We start from the raw sequence: 17,617 nt of genomic DNA, 5'->3' as shown, positions 1-17,617 counted from the left end.
TTATTTACTGAATAACTATTTTCTTAGTTATTGTAGCATTTGAACCTTTAACAGAAACCAAATAAATACCTGAAGAAACATTTTCTAAATTAACCGTTTGTGTTAATGAGCTTGTTTGGCTAAAATCTTTAGTGTAAACAACTCTACCAGTATTATCATAAACATTAACAACAAAAGCTTCTTCTAATTCAGCTAATTGAATTTCAAAAGTTCCATTGTTTGGATTTGGATAAATTGCAAAGTCATTTTTCACAACAATATCACTACTCAATAAGGTATTTTGATTAAAAGCACTGTAAATAGTATTTAAATGAGCCACACTTCTTTGAGCTTGGCCAGCAGTAAACATATACATACAAGAATCATTAGTATAATCCATATAATTCATTGTCAATTCTCTAGGAGTTCCTGTACAAGACGAAAAATGAAAAATATTTGGACAACCATAATTAGCTGTATTGTGTTGAGGAGTATCTGCAACTTGATCATCACCACAAGTTCCACTTCCCCATATATGATTTAGGTTCAAATAATGGCCTAATTCATGTGTTAAAGTTCTCCCTAAATTATAAGGTGATTGAGGAGCAATAGTTCCGCATCCTGTTCCAGAACCAAAAGAATTTTTATCAATAAATACAGCTGCACCGTTTGAAGGACTTGAAGCTAAATATGCATATCCTAATGTACCACCGTTTAATGAATCAACAACTATATTTAAGTATCCAGCCCAATTTGAATTCCAATCAGAAAATTGAGCAAAATTATATCCTATTGTAACACAAGGTTGACCATTTACTAAATTTGCATCAAATCCCGAAGGGTGATTCTGTGTTGCTAATACAAATTGAACATCAATAACTCCTGGATTTACTCCTGGGAAAAACGAACTTGTAGTTGTATTCCAAGTCGCTAAGTCAGCATTCATAGCATTATAATCATTGTTTAATATATCAATTTGACTTTGTGCTAAAGCAACTAAACATGATCTCTGAGAATTTAAACCAGACGGAAAGTGAACTGCTACAGGTATAATGTACGTTACATTTGGAGAATATACTTTTGCGCTACTATTTTGTAAACGTTGTAATTCTTTGTCTGATTTTTCAATTTGTGCTTCGTATTGTTGTTTTAACAATGGGTTAAAAAGCATTTCTTGCATTTTTCCTTCCATTCCACAACTTCTCTGTTGGGCAAAACTTAGTTGAAAAACAACTAACAATAATAATAGTAATCTTGATTTCATTTATTTATAATTTTTTCCAAATATATATATTTAATTTTAATGTAAATGTTAGACATTTAACATTTTCCATAATTTATCTTTCAATTCTCCTAATCCTACATTAGTAATTGAAGAAATAAACATATAAGGTATTCCTTTAAATTCTTTATCTAATTGTGCTTTCAATTCTGTTTTTAATTCTTCATCTAACATATCTGACTTCGAAATCACAACCAATCTGTCTTTGTCTAACATTTCTGGATTATATCTTCTTAATTCATCTAATAAAATCTCATATTCTTTCTTAATATCATCAGCATCAGCTGGAACTAAAAATAATAAAGTTGAATTTCGCTCAATATGTCTTAAAAAATAATGACCTAAACCTTTTCCTTCAGCTGCTCCTTCTATAATTCCAGGAATATCTGCAATTACAAACGATTGAAAATCTTTATACGAAACAATTCCTAAATTAGGTTTCAATGTAGTAAAAGGATAATCTGCAATTTTTGGCTTTGCCGAAGTCAATACAGAAAGTAAAGTCGATTTTCCTGCATTTGGAAATCCAACTAAACCAACATCAGCTAATACTTTTAATTCTAAAATTACATCAACTTCTTCTGTTGGCATTCCTGGTTGAGCGTATCTTGGTGTTTGATTTACTGAGTTTCTAAAATGCCAGTTTCCTAAACCTCCTTTACCTCCTTTTGCTAATATTTTGGTTTCATCATGTTCTGTAATTTCAAATAACACATCACCTGTTTCTTTGTCTTTTACGATTGTTCCTAGTGGAACTTCAATGTATTTATCTTCTCCATCTGATCCTGTACTTCTTGAACTTCCTCCATCACCACCATGACCCGCTTTTACGTGACGCAAGAATTTTAAACTAAATAAAGTCCAAAGATTTTTGTTTCCTCTCACATAAACGTGTCCACCACGACCACCATCTCCACCATCTGGACCACCTTTTTCAATAAATTTTTCTCTATGTAAATGCGACGAACCTTTTCCTCCTTTTCCAGAAGAAACATATATTTTTACGTAATCGACGAAATTTCCTTCTGTCATAACTTTAATTAGTGATTAGTGATTAGTAATTAGTTATTAGTGATTAGCCAATTACATCTCTAAATTTATTTTTGCAAAGGTAAGATTTATTACCGAAAATGAGATTTTATTCTTCGTTGATGTTTTTGACTCGAATTTTATCAATTTTAACACCATCCATATCGATAACTTCAAATTCTAAATTGTTCCAAATTAACTTTTGTCCTTGCTTAGGAATAGAACCTAACTCAGTAATTATCAAACCGCTAACAGTTGTTACATCATAATCTGATAAATACTCATCCATTTCAAAATAAGTTAAGAAATCGTGTAATGAATAATGTCCATCAACTAACCACGAACCATCTTCTCTTTCGGTTAATTTAAAATCTTCTTGGTAAAAATCGGATGCATCACCAACCAAAGCTTCTAATATATCGTTCAGTGTAATCATACCTTGAAAAACTCCATGTTCATCTGTCACTAAAGCATAGTGAATTTTTGAAGTTTTAAAATGTTCTAAAGCTTTATAAGCTAAAGTATATTCAATAAAATAAATGGCTTCATTAGTGATTTTTCTTAAATCAAAACTTTCTTTTTCAAAGTTTACAAATAAATCTTTTAATGAAACTATTCCAATAATATCATCTAAATTATCTTCACAAACTGGATAAAATGAATGTAAATCTTCTAAAACTTTTGATTTGATTACTTCAATTGAATCATCATAAGATAAATAAACAACAGCATTTCTGTGTGTCATCAATGAATTTACTTTTCGATCACCAATATGAAAAACACGTTCCACTATATCTTGCTCAATTTCCTGAACTTCACCTACTTCTGTTCCTTCTTTAATGATAGCTTTTATTTCATCTTCTGTAACTTTTCCATCAGCTGAAGGTTTAATTTGTAAAACTTTTAAAAGAAATTCCGTTGAAACTGTCAATAACCAAATGAAGGGCATGGTGATTTTTGACATATATTTCATTGGAATAGCTAACGTTTTCGCAATTCCTTCTGGATGGTTTAATCCTATTCTTTTGGGTAATAATTCTCCTAAAACTAATGAGAAAAACGTCAAGATTATTACAACTACTGCAACAGCAATTGAATCAGCATAAGGTTGTAAAATTTCAAATGAACTGATAAAATTCTTTACATCTGTTGTGATTTTGTCTCCAGAAAAAATACCTGTTAAAATTCCGATTAAGGTAATCCCGATTTGAACAGTTGATAAAAATTTATTAGGCGAATTGGCTAATTCTAAAGCTGCTTTCGCTTTTTTATTTCCTTTTTTAGCTGAAGTTTCTAAACGATTTTTTCTAGCTGAAATTAATGCAATTTCAGACATAGAAAAAACTCCATTTAAAAGAATTAAAAATAATATAATAAGTATTTCCATAAACATTTTTGTAAAAAAAGAGCTATTTAAACAATAGCTCTTCAATATTTACAAATATCTGAAATTTTTTTGAATGTCAGAAATTTACATTTTTATAATTTATAAAGTATCTATAACAGCACTTAATCTTTCAGTTACTTCTGCAATACTTCCAATTCCGTTGACAGCCTTAAACTTGTTTTGACCTTTATAATAATCCATTAAAGGAGCCGTTTTTTGGTTATACTCATCATAACGATTTCTGATTTTTTCTTCATCTTGATCATCTGGTCTTCCAGAAGTTTTTCCTCTTTCTAATAAACGTTGTACTAGAATTTCGTCATCAGCTTCCAAAGCCACTGTTGCTGTAATTTCTTGATTTTTTGAACTTAAAAAAGCATCCAAAGCTTCTGCTTGTGCAATCGTTCTTGGAAATCCATCAAATAAAAATCCTTTAGCTTGTGGGTTTTTATCTACTTCACTTTGCAACATTTTAATGGTCACTTCATCTGGAACTAAATCACCTTTGTCCATGAAGGTTTTGGCTAATTGACCCAATTCCGTATCATTCTTGATGTTAAATCTAAAAATATCACCTGTTGAAAGATGTACTAAATTGTATTTTTCTTTTAAAAAATCGGCTTGTGTTCCTTTACCTGCTCCAGGTTTTCCGAATAAAACTATATTAATCATTTGTGTGTGTTTGTTTTCTATGGCTAATTGATATACATCTGGTAAATTTCTTCCCAATCCATCATAATCTAATCCAAAACCAACGATGAATTTATTTGGAATTCTAATTCCTACATAATCTAATTTGATGTCTTTTTTGTATGCTTCTGGTTTAAAGAATAAGGTTGCAATTTTTAAGTGTTTTACTTTTTTCTCTTTCAGAATCGCTTTTAATTCTTCGATGGTATTTCCTGTATCGACAATATCTTCTACAATTACAACCGTTTTTCCTTCTAAATCTTCATTTAAACCAATTAATTGTTTGACTTGATTTGTCGATTGTGTTCCTTCATAGGAAGCTAGTTTTACAAAACTTACTTCACACATTCCTCTATAATATTTCATTAAATCGGAAATAACTTTGAACGAACCATTTAAAACTCCAATAAAAACAGGAACTTCGTCAAAAAAATCATCATCCATTTGTTTTGCCATATTTTGAATCGCAAAATCAATTTCATCAGATGAAATAAAAGGTTCAAAATGTTTGTCGTGTAATTGAATCACTTGAATATTTTTTTAGTTGTGACTACAAATTTAAGGAAGTATAATTTATTGCATCCTATATATTTATACTTTTTTGCAAATTTGATATATTTACCAAATGAATTCAGAAATGTTTACCAAAATTGATCAAAGCACTGCACACAAAAAAAGTAGAGTTACTGTAAGTAATTTTGCTATGAAAAACGAATTAAATTTGGCAGAATTAATCTCTATAGCTTTTGATATTTCTCATAAAAATCACGTAAAAGCTTTTTGGTCGTTAGAATTAGTTTGTCATAAAAAACTAAAGCTATTCATTCCATATATAGATGAATTTTGTAAAGTTTTACCCAAATTAAAAGACGATTCAGCTATTCGTCCAGCTACAAAAATCTGTATGTTTTTAGCCAAAAGTAATCACAGAAAAAACGGAATTGAATTATCCAAAGACCAAGAACACAACATTATTGAAAATTTAGTAGACAGATTAATTCAAGATGAAAAAGTAGCGTCAAAAGTGTATGCTATGAAAGCTCTATTTGTTTTCGGAAAAAAATACGATTGGATTTATGAAGAATTAAAACCTATAATAACACAAGATGCTTTTGAACATTCAGCAGCTTATCAAGCTTGTGCTCGAAATATTTTAAAGAAAATTTAAGTTTTTGCAATTTCTGAATTTGATTTTTAGCTTTTAGAATTGGGATTTTATATCTTTGCTCAAACACAACTACAAATGAATTATTTCTCTTCAAATTTTAAATTAGGAATTCTTGGTGGTGGTCAATTGGGTAAAATGCTATTGGCTGACACAAGAAAATTTGACATACAAACTTTAGTACTTGATCCAAGCGAAGAAGCACCTTCGCAATTTGGATGTAATGCTTTCTACAAAGGAAGTTTAATGGATTTCGATACGGTTTATCAATTTGGTAAAATGGTAGATTTATTAACTATTGAAATTGAAAATGTAAACCTTGACGCTTTGGATAAATTAGAAGAAGAAGGTTTAGCTGTTTTTCCATCTCCAAAAACGTTGCGAATGATTCAAAACAAAGGAAAACAGAAAGATTTTTATGTTGAACATAACATTCCAACTTCAAAACATTTGCGTTTTGTAGATTTAAATGACTTAAAAAAATCTATAGAAAAAGACGAATTAGAATTTCCTTTTGTGTGGAAATCTGCTCAATTTGGCTACGATGGAAATGGTGTGAAAGTGTGTCGTTCTGCGATAGATTTAGTAAAACTTCCAGATGTGGAATGTATTGCTGAAGACATGATTCCTTTTAAAAATGAATTGGCTGTAATTGTGGTTCGTTCTGCTTCAGGTGAAGTTAAAACGTATCCTGTTGTGGAAATGGAATTTCATCCAGAAGCTAATCAAGTTGAATATGTGATTTGTCCAGCTCGAATTGACGAAAAAGTAGCACAAAAAGCCATTGATGTTGCTTTGAAAGTTTCTGAAAGCTTTAACCATGTTGGATTATTAGCTGTAGAAATGTTTCAAACCGAAGACGATGAAATTTTAGTCAATGAAGTAGCTCCAAGACCACACAATTCTGGACATTATTCAATTGAAGCTAGTTATACTTCTCAATTTGAAAATCATTTGCGTGCGATTTTAAATTTACCTTTAGGAAATACAAATAGTAAAGTAGCTGGAATTATGGTAAATTTGGTAGGTGAAGAAGGTTTTGAAGGTCAAGTCTTGTATGAAAACATAGAAAAAATAATGGCCATTGATGGTGTAACGCCACATATTTATGGTAAAAGAGAAACAAGACCTTTCAGAAAAATGGGTCACGTTACAATTGTAAACGAAAATATGGTTGAAGCTAGAAAAATTGCGGAAGAAGTTAAGAATAGTATTAGAGTGATTTCGATTTGAAAATAATAAAACAATTAATTAAAATTATCTTTTATTCGTTTGTTACATTTTGTGTGATTAATTTTATTATCTTATTATTTCAGATTTACATTAATCTACAAATTAAAGAAATTCCAGAAATCAATATTGGTTTCCCATATGTCTTTTATTCAGTTTTTTGGTTAGACGGAAATGATTTACACCATGGAGCAGATTTTAAAAATCTTATTTATGACATTCTAATATTTTGGATTATCGTATTTTTATATTTTCAATTGAAAACAAGAAATTTTAAACTAACTACGAACAACAAACAACATAAATAAAAAATGAAAGTAGCCGTAATAATGGGTTCAAAATCCGATTTACCAGTAATGCAAGATGCAATAGATATCTTAAAAGGATTTGACATCGAAACAGAAGTCGATATTGTTTCAGCACATAGAACTCCAGAAAAATTATTTGATTTTAGTAAAAATGCTCACACACGTGGAATTTCAGTAATTATTGCTGGTGCAGGTGGAGCTGCTCATTTACCTGGAATGGTGGCTTCTATGTCTCCCTTACCTGTAATTGGTGTTCCAGTAAAATCAAGTAATTCAATTGACGGTTGGGATTCTGTTTTATCTATTTTACAAATGCCTGGTGGAGTTCCTGTAGCAACTGTCGCTTTAAATGGAGCAAAGAATGCTGGAATATTGGCAGCTCAAATCATCGGAACTTCTGATAAAGCAGTTTTAGATAGAATCATTTCCTATAAAGAAGGATTAAAACAAACCGTTTTGAAATCTTCGGAAGAATTGAAAAAATAAAATTTAATTTTCATAAAACAACCCTTCCAGAGTTTAAAACTCTGGAAGGGTTTAATAATAAAAAAATGAAACTACTGACTCAGCAATTCAATACAAAATACACCTCAGCTCCATTTTCTCAAATAAAAATGGAAGATTATAAACCTGCATTTATCGAAAACATCAAAAATGCTAAAGCTGAAATTGACGCTATTATCAATAATCCTGAAGCACCAACTTTCGAAAATACTTTGGAAGCTCTAGATTTTGCAGGAAATCCTTTAGACAGATTATCGTCTATCTTTTTTAATTTGAATTCGGCTGAGACTTCTGATGAAATGCAAAAAATTGCACAAGAAGTTTCTCCATTGTTAACAGAATTCAGCAATGATATTACACTAAACGAAGATTTATTCAAGAGAATTAAAGCCATAAACGACCAAAAAGAAAGTTTGAATTTAACAACAGAACAACAAACTTTATTAGATAAAAAATACAAAGGTTTTGTCAGAAATGGTGCTTTGTTAAATGACGAACAAAAAGCAAAACTTCGTGAAATTGACACGCAATTAGCCAAATTAAAACTGACTTTTGGTGAAAATGTTTTGGCTGAAACCAATAATTATCAATTACATATTACAAATGAAAATGATTTAAGCGGTTTGCCCGAAGGTGTAATTGAAGCTGCAAAATCAGAAGCAGAAAACAGACAACTAGAAGGTTGGATTTTTACTCTAGATATGCCAAGTTATTTACCTTTTATGACTTATGCAGACAATCGTGAATTACGAAAAGAATTAGCTATTGCAGCAGGAAAAAAAGCGTTTCAAAACAACGAATACGACAATCAAAATAACGTAAAAGACATTGTTCGTTTGCGTCATGAACGTGCTAATTTATTGGGTTATGCTTCTCATGCTCATTTTGTTTTAGAAGAACGAATGGCTCAAAATCCTGATAAAGTGAAATCGTTTTTAAATGATTTACTAGAAAAAGCCAAACCTGCTGCCGAAAAAGAGTTTGCAGAATTAACTGCTTTCGCAAAAGAGCTTGACGGAATTGAACATTTAGAAAAATGGGATGGTGCCTATTATTCAGAAAAGTTAAAACAAAAATTATTCAATTTGGATGATGAAAAACTGAAGCCATATTTTAAATTAGAAAATGTTTTAAATGGAGCTTTCACTATTGCTGAAAAACTATTTGGAATTACTTTCAAAGAAGTTTTTGATATTGACAAATATCACAAAGATGTAAAAACGTTTGAAGTTTTAGATTTTGAAAACCAATTAGTTGCTGTTTTTTACGCAGATTTTTTTCCAAGAAAAGGAAAACGAAATGGCGCTTGGATGACTTCTTTCAAATCACAATCAATAAGAAATGGTGTTAATGAAAGACCTCATATTTCTAATGTTTGCAACTTTACACCACCAACATCAAGCAAGCCTTCACTCCTAACCTTCAATGAAGTTACAACTTTATTTCACGAATTTGGACATGGATTACATGGTATGTTGGCCAACACCGTTTACCCAAGTTTATCTGGAACATCTGTGTATTGGGATTTTGTGGAATTACCAAGTCAAGTGATGGAAAATTGGTGTTACGAACCAGAAGCTTTGGCTTTATTTGCCAAACATTATGAAACTGGAGAAATCATTCCTCAAGAATATGTTGAAAAAATCAAAGAAAGTGCTAGTTTCTTGGAAGGAATTGCAACCATGAGACAAATTAGTTTTGGACTTTTGGATATGGCTTATCATGGAAAAGCGCAAACTATTGAGGATGTAAAATCCTTTGAAGAAGCTGCTTTTGAAAACACAAAACTATATCCTGATGTAGCTGAAAATTGCATGAGTGTTTCTTTTTCTCATATTTTTCAAGGTGGTTATTCTTCTGGGTATTACAGTTACAAATGGGCCGAAGTTTTAGATGCTGATGCTTTTGCCTATTTCCAAGAAAAGGGAATTTTTGATAAAGAAGTCGCTACAAAATTCAAAGAAAATGTACTCTCAAAAGGTGGAACAGAACATCCAATGACTTTGTACAAAAAATTTAGAGGTCAAGAACCAAAACCCGAAGCTTTGTTGAAAAGGGCTGGGTTGATTTAAGTTTTAAAAGTAAAACCATTAAGAAATTAAGGTTCATTAAGTTTTTTTTCTTAATTTTTCTTAATTTCTTAATGGTTTTAAAAAAATTCTATTCTAAAAAATCTCTAAAATTCTCCTTATTCACCACCAAAAAACTTGGATTATAGGCTTCAATAAATGATTTTGGTAATTTCGCTTTTTTAGTGGTTGCCCATTTGAATTCAAAAGCACTCACAGCATCAGCATTGGTTTCTATATAATCAATTTCTTGTTGGGTTGTAGTTCTCCAAAAATAAGGCTTTGCATTACTTTGTGTATACGATAAAAACTTCATGCGTTCTGCCATCATAAAGTTTTCCCACAAAGCACCTTTATCTTGTCGAAATGCTAAATTATTGAAGTTTCCAATAATCATATTTCGAACACCATTGTCATAAAAATAAATTTTCTTGTTGGCTTTTATCTCATTTCTAAGGTTTTTACTAAAACTATTGATTCTAAAAACCACGAAACTTTTTTCTAACAAATCGATATAATTACTTACTGTATTCTTATCAATCCCAACCAATTGTGCTATTTCATTATAACTAACTTCATTTCCAACTTGAAAAGCTAATGCTTGAACCACTTTTTCTAAATACTCTGATTTTCTGATGCCTGCTAAAGCCAAAATATCTTTGTACAAATAACTGGAAACCAAGTTTTTTAAGATTTCATGTTCTTCTCCAATATTATTGATTACGTCAGGATACATTCCATATAACATTCGTAACTCGAGTTGTTGCTGTGCTTTGATGTAACCTACATTTTTTTCAAATTCACTCCATGAAATTGGAAATAAATTATATTCAAATTTCCTTCCTGTTAAAGGTTCTTGTGTTGCATTATTAATATCAAAAGCTGATGAACCGCTAACAATAACTTGTACATCTTTTATTTGATCAACAATGATTTTCAACTTCAAACCTATATTTGGGATACGTTGTACTTCATCAATAAATACATATTTATAGGTTCCAATGATGCTACGCAAAGCTTCCGTATTGACATTACTAATTATTTCAGCCACAGAATGATCGTCACCATCCAAAAAAAGATAGTCATTATCAGTCAAAAGAGTATTAATCATCGTTGTTTTTCCAACTTGTCGCGGTCCAATCAATACAATTACTTTGCCTTTATGCAGTTTTGTTGCTAAAACTGGAGTTAAATCTCTAGAAATCATCTCATAAAATTTTGACAAATATATAAAATATTATTTCTATTCACCAATTTTATATATTTTTTAGTGAACATATTCACCAATTTTATAGTTTTTTCGGTGAACGTATTCACCAATATTACATTTTTCAAATAATACTGAAATAACTTTCATTTTTTATTGAAACTTTAAAAACTTTTATATATCTTTGTACTATCAAAATGAAATAATATCCAAAATTGACAATAAGCATTTTTAATACGTTTGCATTTGAAAAATAAAAAACAATAAAAACGACAAATGGAATTCAAAGAAGCAAAAAATAAATTCGTTCAAACTTGGGGAGCATTAGGCAGTCAATGGGGAATTAACAAAACCATGGCTCAAATTCACGCGCTTTTGATGGTTAGCAACGAACCTATTTCTATGGAAGACATTATGGAAGAATTACAAATTTCTCGTGGAAATGCTTCTATGAATCTTCGTGCTTTGATGGATTGGGGAATTGTCTACAAAGAATATAAAGCTGGTGAAAGAAGAGAATTTTTCACCGCAGAAAAAGATTTAGACGAATTAGCTGTAAAAATTTCAAGAGAAAGAAGTAAAAGAGAAATCAAACCTGCTTTAAAAGTTTTGAAAGAAGTTTCTACTATTGATTCAAAAGCTACTGAAGAAGAAAGACACTTTATTGATCAAACCACTAAATTATACGACTTTGTTCTAAAAGCTGACAATATGTTAGAAAAAGCAACAGAATTCAAAGACAATTGGTTAGGAAGATTGGTTGTTAAAATTATGAAATAGTTTTTAAATCAAATGAAAAAACAATAAAAACAAACGAATTAAATAAAAAAAATTTAATCAAAACTTTCAATATTTTCTGAAAGTTTAAAAATAAAATAATTATGAGTTTCTTAAAAGCACAATGGAAAAACTTAGTATTAATAAATTACGATATTAACCCTGAATTACTAAAAAACTACATTCCAAAAGGAACTGAAATTGATTTATGGAATGGGAAATGCTATGTAAGTTTAGTAGGATTTATGTTTAAAAATGTGAAAATATTAGGCTTAAAAATTCCATTTCATGTAAATTTTGAAGAGGTTAATCTTCGATTTTATGTAAAACGTTTTGAAAATAACGAATGGAAACGTGGTGTAGTGTTTATTAAAGAAATTGTTCCAAAACATGCATTAACATTTGTTGCCAATGCTGTTTACAAAGAACATTATCAAACACTTCCAATGAAACATTCAATTACTCAAAACAAAGAAACTATAGATTTTGTATATCAATGGAAAACAGAAAATAAATGGAATACAATTTTAATTGAAACTGAAAAAAATCCAATTAAAATTGAATTAAATTCTGAAGCTGAATTTATTACTGAACATTATTTTGGATATACTAAAGTCAATGAAAACAAAACGTTTGAATATGAAGTAAAACATCCTAGATGGCAACAATTAAAAATAACTAATCATCAAATTGATGTAGATTTTAAAAAAACTTATGGTTCAGAATTTGAATTTTTAGAAAATAAAAAACCAGCTTCAATTCAATTAGCTATTGGCTCAGTTATAAGTGTTGAAAATAAAAAAACTATAAAATTATGAACTTAACAATCCCAAACTGGCTAATTATTCTAAGTGGAATTGGTCAAATTTTCACAGCCTTGATTTACCCATATATTCGTCATCAAGTTTTTGATTGGTATAATGATGTAAAACAATTAAAACCTTTAAATCAAGAAATTGCAAAAACTTATGGAAGATATATTCAAGGACTGAACTTCTCTTTTGGATTAATAGCAATTCTTTTACCAAATGATTTGAAAAATCAATCTCAATTAGCCATTGCATTAACTGGATTAATTGCAGCTTATTGGCTTGGAAAAGTGGCTACTCAAATTGCATATTATCCTATGTATGATATTCCAAAAAGAACACTTTTTAAAGTTGGCAGTTATTGCATGAATACGTTGTTTGTATTTTTTGCAATTGTAAATACATTGCTTTTTATCAATAACATATTTAAAAACTGAAATCATGAACTGGAGCTATTTATTTAAGCATTGGTTTGGAACATTAATCATTTCACCTTTTGTATATGAATTATTTAATTTAATGAAAGTAAACTCAAATAGAGTCATTGGTTTAGTTGAAATTTATCCAATTACTTTTATTTTTAGTCTAATTTTTTCTATTCCAACTTATATAATTTATGGGTTTATCTATTATTTCTTAGCTAGAAATGAAGTCTCAATAATGAAATCTAAAATTATTCTATTATTATTCACGGTCTTAAGTATTCTTTTAACTTTTCATATAGTTTTTAATGCTCGAGAACTAACAATTAGTATTTCTTACGCAGTAACTTCTATAATTTTAGGAATTTACTTCAAATTAAATTTTAAAGAATCAAAATGACAACCATAAACCTCATCACCAAAATAAATGCACCTAAACAAATTATTTTTGATTTAGCCAGAAACATTGATGTGCATCAAAATTCTGCCAGTAAAACAGATGAAAAAGCAATTGCTGGAATAACTTCTGGCCTAATTAACTTAAATGAAACCGTGACTTGGAAAGGCAAACATTTTGGATTTTACTTAACACATACAAGTAAAATTACCGAAATGGATTTGTATGATTATTTTGTGGATGAAATGATTAAAGGAAATTTCAAATCATTCAAACATGAACATTCTTTCATTGAGAAAAATGGCAAAACGGTTATGATTGACAATTTAATGTACGAAACTCCTTTTGGACTTTATGGAAAATTTTTCGACTGGCTATTTCTAAAAAAACACATGACAAATTTTCTTAAAACAAGAAATACCGTTTTGAAAAATTTAGCCGAAAATCAATAGAAAAACCAACCAAATAAAAGGCACACTTTCAACCCAAAAAGAAGTGTAATATTTGGTGCGTTTTGAATTCGCAAAATATGTAAAAGCCATTAAAATTAATCCAACCAAAAAAGTAATCAATAGTTGCTGATTGGTAATATTTGGTTTAAAAAAGTCTAAAACAAAAAAAATAAAAGTTAATAAGTAACTCAATTTTTTAGTTTGCTTCACTCCTAATTTTTGAGGAATAGTATGAAGTTTTAAATCGTCAAATTGCAAATCAATTATTTCAAAAATCAACATCAATACTAAGACCAAAATAAAGCGTTGGATACACTTCAAAATTACCAAAATTGAAAAATCAAATTCAGCATTGATTACAGGCAAAAGAACCGTGACTCCAACCCAAGCAAGAGCTACTAAATAAATTTTTAAACCACTCCAATTTCGCATATTAGATTTGTGCGGGAAAAAAGGTAACGTATATAAAATTGTGAGTAACAAAGCTCCAAATCCAATTAACTTAGTTTTAGTTTTTAATTCCAAAAAGTAATAAAATACAGCAATGGCTGATACAAAACTTAAAACAATTATTGCTTTAAAAGTTTTGGTTAATTTTATTTTTTTTACACGAGCTAACTCATCATATTTTATAAAATTATAACCTACAATCGTTCCAAAAAAACCAAAATACGCTACAGACTCATCATAAGAAATGTTTAACTTTAAAAATGTAATTCTAATCAATGCATATACAGCCAATGCAACATGTAAACTGCTTTGAATGTAAAAATCAAACAAATATTTTAGAATTCGCATTCCACAAAAATAATCAAAGTGTTAATAAGAATGCATTTTAGTTGAAAAAAAGACAAAATTTCGAGTCAAATTAAGAAAAAATTAAAAGTATAATAATTACTTTTGCACTTCCATCTGAAATTTGTTTTTCAGATCCAAAACAACACAATTACACACTTTTACCTTTACATAAATGAAAACAGACTCATTTGCTTTAAGACACTTAGGACCAAGAGAAAACGATTTGCCAAAAATGTTGGAAACTATTGGTGTTGAAACTTTAGATCAATTAATTTATGAAACAATTCCAAGTGACATTCGTTTGAAAAAACCTTTAGAGTTGGAACACATCATGACTGAATATGAATATGCCAATCATATTAGAGTTTTAGGTCGTACAAATAAAGTTTTTAAATCTTATATTGGTTTAGGGTATCACCCAACAATTGTTCCTCCAGCTATTCAAAGAAATATTTTTGAAAATCCAGGATGGTATACAGCTTACACACCTTACCAAGCTGAAATTGCTCAAGGTCGTTTAGAAGCTATCTTAAATTTCCAAACTACAGTTATTGAATTAACTGGAATGGAAATTGCAAATGCATCTTTATTGGATGAAAGTACAGCTGCTGCGGAAGCAATGGCTTTATTATTTGATGTTCGTTCAAGAGATCAAAAGAAAAATAATGTGTGTAAGTTCTTTGTTTCTGAAGAAATTTTACCACAAACTTTGTCTGTATTACAAACCCGTTCTACACCAATTGGAGTGGAATTAGTTATAGGAAATCACCAAGAATTTGATTTTTCTAACGAGTATTTTGGAGCAATTCTTCAATATCCAGGAAAATATGGTCAAGTGTATGATTATGCTGATTTCATCAAAAAAGCAAATGAAAACGAAATTAAAGTAGCGGTTGCTGCTGATATTTTATCTTTAGTAAAATTAACTCCTCCAGGAGAAATGGGAGCTGATGTAGTAGTTGGAACTACGCAACGTTTTGGAATTCCAATGGGTTATGGTGGACCTCATGCTGCTTATTTTGCTACAAAAGAAGAATACAAACGTTCAATGCCAGGAAGAATTATCGGAGTTTCTCAAGATGCTGATGGTAATCGTGCCTTACGTATGGCATTGCAAACACGTGAACAACATATCAAACGTGAAAAAGCAACTTCAAACATTTGTACAGCCCAAGTTTTATTGTCTGTTATGGCTGGAATGTTTGCGGTTTATCATGGACCAAATGGTTTAAGATATATCGCTGATAAAGTGCACGGAATGGCTTCTACTCTTGCTGATGCTTTGAATAAATTAGGAGTTTATCAAACTAATACTTCATTTTTTGATACAATTGTTGTAAAAGCTGATGCTAAAAAAGTGAGAGCTATTGCTGAAAGTAAAGAAGTAAATTTCTTCTACATTGACGATGAAACGATTTCAATTTCTTTAAACGAAACGATTTTATTTAGCGATGTTAATGAAGTAATTGCCATTTTCGCTGAAGCAGTTGGGAAAGAAGCTTTTGAAGTATCTGAATATGTTTTGGAAAACAATTATCCGATGCATTTAAACAGAAAATCGGAATTCTTAACGCACGAAGTATTCAACAAGTATCATTCTGAAACTAGTTTGATGCGTTACATAAAAAAATTAGAACGTAAAGATTTATCTTTAAATCACTCCATGATTGCTTTAGGTTCTTGTACAATGAAATTAAATGCAGCAGCTGAAATGTTACCTTTAAGTATGCCTTATTGGAACACCATTCACCCATTTGCTCCATTAGATCAAGTGCAAGGTTATACTAAAATGCTTAAGAAATTAGAACACCAATTAAATGTAATTACTGGTTTCGCTGGAACTACATTACAACCAAATTCTGGTGCTCAAGGTGAATATGCTGGTTTAATGGCTATTCGTGCTTATCATCAATCAAGAGGAGATAATCAAAGAACAGTTTGTTTAATTCCTGCATCTGCTCACGGAACAAATCCTGCATCAGCAGCAATGGCTGGAATGAAAATTATCGTAACCAAAACTATGGAAAACGGTAATATTGATGTAGAAGACGTAAGAGAAAAAGCCATTCAATATAAAGATGAATTATCATGTTTAATGGTAACTTATCCTTCAACTCATGGAGTTTTCGAAAGTGCAATTAAAGAAATTACACAAATCATTCATGATAATGGTGGTTTAGTATATATGGATGGTGCAAACATGAATGCACAAGTTGGATTAACAAATCCTGCAACAATTGGCGCTGATGTTTGTCACTTGAACTTACATAAAACATTTGCTATTCCTCATGGTGGTGGTGGACCAGGTGTTGGGCCAATTTGCGTTAATGAAAAATTAGTTCCATTCTTACCAAGTAATCCATTAGTAAATGTTGGTGGTGAAAAAGCAATTACTGCTATTTCTGGAGCACCTTATGGTTCGGCTTTAGTATGTTTGATTTCTTATGGCTATATCTGTATGTTAGGTGCAGAAGGAATTACAAATGCAACAAAATATGCTATTCTAAATGCAAATTACATGAAAGCACGTTTAGAGGAGCATTATCCAATTTTATATTCTGGAGAAAAAGGAAGAGCAGCTCATGAAATGATTTTAGATTGTAGAGCTTTCAAAGCTAAAGGCATTGAAGTAACTGATATTGCAAAACGTTTAATGGATTATGGTTTCCATGCTCCAACAGTTTCTTTCCCAGTTGCAGGAACTTTAATGGTTGAACCAACAGAATCAGAAGATGTTGCTGAATTAGACAGATTCTGTGATGCAATGATTTCTATTCGAAAAGAAATTGAAGCAGCTACAATTGAAGAACCAAACAACGTACTAAAAAACGCTCCTCATACATTGAACATGCTAACTTCTGATACTTGGACGTTACCTTATTCAAGAGAAAAAGCAGCTTATCCTTTAGAGTATGTGGCTGATAACAAATTCTGGCCAAGTGTTCGTCGTGTTGATGAAACATATGGAGACAGAAATTTAGTTTGCAGCTGTGCTCCTATTGAGGCGTATATGTAAATAAAAGTACGAGATACGAAGTAAGAAATACTAAGAAAAAAAGGTTTCAAATTAATTTTGAAGCCTTTTTCTTTTTATGATAAATATCAGATAATA

The 17,617-nt window shown here is 30.2% G+C and carries 16 protein-coding genes; 10 read left to right on the top strand and 6 right to left on the bottom strand.

Annotation, left to right across the window (positions count from 1 at the left end):
• Window positions 1–4: 4 nt before the first annotated feature.
• The 4 genes from AABJ49_RS09970 to AABJ49_RS09955 form a co-directional block, all read right to left on the bottom strand.
• Complete coding sequence (locus tag AABJ49_RS09970; RefSeq protein ID WP_338378129.1) at window positions 5–1,243, bottom strand: zinc-dependent metalloprotease; 1,239 nt, start codon at window positions 1,241–1,243, stop codon at window positions 5–7.
• 48 nt (window positions 1,244–1,291) lie between these two features.
• Window positions 1,292–2,293: a GTPase ObgE gene (gene obgE / locus AABJ49_RS09965; protein WP_338378128.1), complete on the bottom strand. Its 1,002-nt coding sequence runs from the start codon at window positions 2,291–2,293 to the stop codon at window positions 1,292–1,294.
• Between the two features lie 106 nt (window positions 2,294–2,399).
• The gene (locus AABJ49_RS09960) at window positions 2,400–3,677 is read right to left on the bottom strand and encodes a hemolysin family protein (RefSeq protein WP_338378127.1); all 1,278 of its coding nucleotides are present in this window, start codon (window positions 3,675–3,677) and stop codon (window positions 2,400–2,402) included.
• Window positions 3,678–3,776: 99 nt separating this feature from the next.
• Complete coding sequence (locus AABJ49_RS09955) at window positions 3,777–4,901, bottom strand: adenylate kinase (RefSeq protein ID WP_338378195.1); 1,125 nt, start codon at window positions 4,899–4,901, stop codon at window positions 3,777–3,779.
• A gap of 103 nt (window positions 4,902–5,004) precedes the next feature.
• Here AABJ49_RS09955 and AABJ49_RS09950 point away from each other — a divergent pair, with 103 nt between their 5' ends.
• The 4 genes from AABJ49_RS09950 (at window position 5,005) to AABJ49_RS09935 (ending at window position 9,646) form a co-directional block, all read left to right on the top strand.
• Entirely contained in the window at window positions 5,005–5,535 is a 531-nt protein-coding gene (locus tag AABJ49_RS09950) for a hypothetical protein (protein WP_338378126.1), read from the top strand.
• A 75-nt stretch (window positions 5,536–5,610) separates the two neighbouring features.
• A complete protein-coding gene (locus AABJ49_RS09945; protein ID WP_338378125.1) occupies window positions 5,611–6,765 on the top strand; it encodes a 5-(carboxyamino)imidazole ribonucleotide synthase in 1,155 nt (384 codons plus the stop codon).
• A gap of 308 nt (window positions 6,766–7,073) precedes the next feature.
• Window positions 7,074–7,556 (top strand): 5-(carboxyamino)imidazole ribonucleotide mutase, encoded by a 483-nt coding sequence (gene purE / locus AABJ49_RS09940; RefSeq protein WP_338378124.1) that lies wholly within the window; start codon window positions 7,074–7,076, stop codon window positions 7,554–7,556.
• Window positions 7,557–7,621: 65 nt separating this feature from the next.
• Window positions 7,622–9,646 carry a M3 family metallopeptidase gene (locus tag AABJ49_RS09935; RefSeq protein ID WP_338378123.1) on the top strand — a complete coding sequence of 675 codons (2,025 nt, stop codon included), beginning with the start codon at window positions 7,622–7,624 and terminating at the stop codon, window positions 9,644–9,646.
• A gap of 88 nt (window positions 9,647–9,734) precedes the next feature.
• Here the strand turns inward: AABJ49_RS09935 and AABJ49_RS09930 are convergent, their stop codons facing one another.
• A complete protein-coding gene (locus tag AABJ49_RS09930) occupies window positions 9,735–10,850 on the bottom strand; it encodes an ATP-binding protein (protein ID WP_338378122.1) in 1,116 nt (371 codons plus the stop codon).
• Between the two features lie 276 nt (window positions 10,851–11,126).
• On the opposite strand from AABJ49_RS09930, the gene AABJ49_RS09925 reads away from it, so the two are divergent.
• The 5 genes from AABJ49_RS09925 (at window position 11,127) to AABJ49_RS09905 (ending at window position 13,707) form a co-directional block, all read left to right on the top strand.
• The gene (locus AABJ49_RS09925) at window positions 11,127–11,630 is read left to right on the top strand and encodes a MarR family transcriptional regulator (RefSeq protein WP_338378121.1); all 504 of its coding nucleotides are present in this window, start codon (window positions 11,127–11,129) and stop codon (window positions 11,628–11,630) included.
• Window positions 11,631–11,731: 101 nt separating this feature from the next.
• Window positions 11,732–12,445, top strand: a complete 714-nt coding sequence (locus tag AABJ49_RS09920; RefSeq protein WP_338378120.1) for a DUF2071 domain-containing protein — start codon at window positions 11,732–11,734, stop codon at window positions 12,443–12,445.
• Window positions 12,442–12,873 carry a hypothetical protein gene (locus AABJ49_RS09915; protein ID WP_338378119.1) on the top strand — a complete coding sequence of 144 codons (432 nt, stop codon included), beginning with the start codon at window positions 12,442–12,444 and terminating at the stop codon, window positions 12,871–12,873. Before AABJ49_RS09920 ends, AABJ49_RS09915 begins: the two co-directional genes overlap by 4 nt.
• Window positions 12,874–12,877: 4 nt before the next feature.
• The gene (locus tag AABJ49_RS09910; protein WP_338378118.1) at window positions 12,878–13,258 is read left to right on the top strand and encodes a hypothetical protein; all 381 of its coding nucleotides are present in this window, start codon (window positions 12,878–12,880) and stop codon (window positions 13,256–13,258) included.
• A complete protein-coding gene (locus AABJ49_RS09905; protein ID WP_338378117.1) occupies window positions 13,255–13,707 on the top strand; it encodes an SRPBCC family protein in 453 nt (150 codons plus the stop codon). Before AABJ49_RS09910 ends, AABJ49_RS09905 begins: the two co-directional genes overlap by 4 nt.
• Here AABJ49_RS09905 and AABJ49_RS09900 read toward each other — a convergent pair.
• Window positions 13,690–14,505 (bottom strand): hypothetical protein, encoded by an 816-nt coding sequence (locus AABJ49_RS09900; RefSeq protein WP_338378116.1) that lies wholly within the window; start codon window positions 14,503–14,505, stop codon window positions 13,690–13,692. The two genes, AABJ49_RS09905 and AABJ49_RS09900, sit on opposite strands and share 18 nt — an antisense overlap.
• A 172-nt stretch (window positions 14,506–14,677) precedes the next feature.
• Between AABJ49_RS09900 and gcvP the strand changes: the two genes are divergently transcribed.
• Entirely contained in the window at window positions 14,678–17,521 is a 2,844-nt protein-coding gene (gene gcvP / locus AABJ49_RS09895; protein WP_338378115.1) for an aminomethyl-transferring glycine dehydrogenase, read from the top strand.
• Window positions 17,522–17,617: the final 96 nt, after the last annotated feature.

It is taken from the genome of uncultured Flavobacterium sp., assembly GCF_963922255.1.
Taxonomy (GTDB): domain Bacteria; phylum Bacteroidota; class Bacteroidia; order Flavobacteriales; family Flavobacteriaceae; genus Flavobacterium.
Note: the sequence above shows the minus strand (reverse complement) of the source record. Positions and strands in the feature narration are given on the sequence as shown.